3 protein-coding genes are annotated in these 2337 nt (G+C 72.2%); all 3 read left to right on the forward strand.

The genetic code is table 11. The features are described from left to right. On the forward strand, positions 1–205 hold a 205-nt coding region (locus ACYVE7_RS32760; RefSeq protein WP_460370297.1), incomplete at its 5' end, for a hypothetical protein. Between the two features lie 52 nt (positions 206–257). Further along, positions 258–974, forward strand: coding sequence for a response regulator transcription factor (locus ACYVE7_RS32765; RefSeq protein ID WP_460370299.1), 717 nt, complete (start codon positions 258–260; stop codon positions 972–974). Beyond that, a partial coding sequence (locus ACYVE7_RS32770; protein ID WP_460370300.1) for a sensor histidine kinase occupies positions 971–2337 on the forward strand: 1367 nt, incomplete at its 3' end. The genes ACYVE7_RS32765 and ACYVE7_RS32770, both read left to right, overlap by 4 nt.

Below are 2337 nucleotides of genomic sequence, written 5' to 3' on the forward strand. Positions count from 1 at the left end.
GGCCGCCTTCGACGCCAGGGGCCGCCGCCTCGCCTGGCTCGACACCGACCGCTCCGGCGCGCTGATCGTCGAGCTCGCCCTGCCGGCCGCGGCCCACCGGACCCTCTACGCGCGGCTGGGCGACGTCGTCCCGCTGGCCTGCCTGCTGATCGTCGCGGGCCTCGGCGTCGGGACCCTCGCTGAGAAGACCGTGAAAGCCGGGTGAGAAACCGGCCCGGACGGCGTGACCTGCGGGAGAGCTGACTACCTTGAAAGCCATGAGCACACCGGACGAGCCCCGCGCCCACATCCTCGTCGTCGACGACGAGCCCGCCGTGCGGGAGGCCCTGGTGTCCAGCCTCGAGTTCGAAGGCCACCAGGTCAGCGAGGCCGGCGACGGCGTCGACGCCCTGCGGATGGCCGAGAAGGCCAGGCCCGACCTGATCGTCCTCGACGTGCTCATGCCCCGGATGGACGGGCTGACGGCCTGCCGCAGGCTCCGTACCCAGGGCGACCACACGCCCGTCCTGATGCTGACGGCCCGCGACATGGTCGGCGACAGGGTCACCGGACTGGACGCCGGAGCCGACGACTACCTGGTCAAGCCGTTCGAGCTGGACGAGCTCCTCGCCCGGATCCGCGCCCTGCTCCGCCGCAGCTCGCTGTCCGCGCGGACCGGCGGCGGCCAGGAGGAGGTCCTGGAGTTCGCCGGGATCCGGATGAACACCCTCACCCGCGACGTCACCCGCGACGGCCGCCGCCTCGAACTGACCCGCACCGAGTACATGCTCCTGGAGATGTTCCTCCACCACCCGCGCCAGGTCCTCACCCGCGAACAGATCCTCGAGACGGTGTGGGGCTTCGACTTCGAACCCGCCTCCAACTCCCTCGACGTGTACGTCATGTACCTGCGCCGCAAGACCGAGATCGACGGGATGCCGCGCCTGGTCCACACCGTCCGAGGGGTCGGCTACGCCCTGCGCGGCACGCCGTGAGGCGGCTCCCGCTCCGCGGCCGGCTCGCCCTGCTGACCGCGATCGCCGTCGCCGTGGCTGTCGCGGCCTGCTCGGTCGCCTCCTGGTTCCTGGTCCGCGACCAGCTCTACGCCCAGCTCGACAAGCAGGTCCAGGTGAAGTCCGGCGTCATGCACGGCCCGCCGGGCGATCCGCGCCCCGGCGCGCTGCTTCGTTGGATGGAAGGCCCGCTCGCCGCCTCGGTCCGATTCTGCTCCGAGCAGGCGCGGATGTCGTCGGACGGGCGGCCCGACGACCAGTTCATGCAGGTCCTGCTCCCCGACGGCGGCTACTGCGCCGTCCGCGACCAGGGGACCATCACCGTCACCGGCCAGGACCGTGCCGTGGCGGAGGGCACCCGCGCCAGTGCGCTGCACAGCGGTACCGGCACCGGCGTCAACGGCACCAGGACCGACCTGCGGGTCCTCACCCAGCGGGTCTACCTCGGCGGCCAGGAGCTCACCCTGATGACGGGCATCCCGCTCGACCAGGTGACCACGCCGCTGGGCAGGCTCGGCGCGGTCCTCCTGGCCGTCTCGGCGCTGGGCGTCCTGGGCGCGGCCTTCGCCGGACTGGTCATCTCCCGCGCCGCCCTCAAACCGGTCGACGCGTTGACCGAGGCCGTCGAGGCCATCGCCAGGACCGAGGATCTGTCGGTGCGGATCCCCGAAGAGGGCACCGACGAGATCGCCAGGCTCGGCCGGTCGTTCAACACGATGACGGCGGCGCTGGCCGCATCACAGGAACGCCAGCGGAACCTGATCGCGGACGCGGGCCACGAGCTGCGCACCCCGCTGACCAGCATGAAGACCAATATCGAGCTGCTGATGAAGAGCGAGGCGACCGGCCGGGAGCTGGCGCCCGACGTCAAGGCGCGGCTGCTGACCAGCGTCAAGCTCCAGATGCGCGAGCTGACCACGCTGATCGGCGACCTGCTCCAGCTCGGCAGCCCCGCCGCGAAGAAACGCGAGATCACCGAGGTGCCGCTGCACGAGGTCGCGCGGCGCGCCGTCGAACGGGCGCGGCTGCGCGGCCCCGGCCTCACCGTGACCGCCTGGCTCGACCCCTGGTACGTGCGCGGCGACGCCGACACCCTGGAACGCGCCGTCGTGAACCTCCTCGACAACGCCGTGAAGTTCAGCCCCGCCGACGGCACCGTCGAGATCCGGCTGGAGCGGGGCGTGCTGACGGTGCGCGACCAGGGCCCCGGCATCCCCGCCGACGAACTGCCGTACGTGTTCGAACGGTTCTGGCGGTCGCCGTCGGCCCGCAGCCTGCCGGGTTCCGGGCTCGGCCTGTCGATCGTCGCGCAGATCGCCGAGGAGACCGGCGGCGGCGTCGCCCT

This window comes from Actinocorallia lasiicapitis (assembly GCF_054778695.1).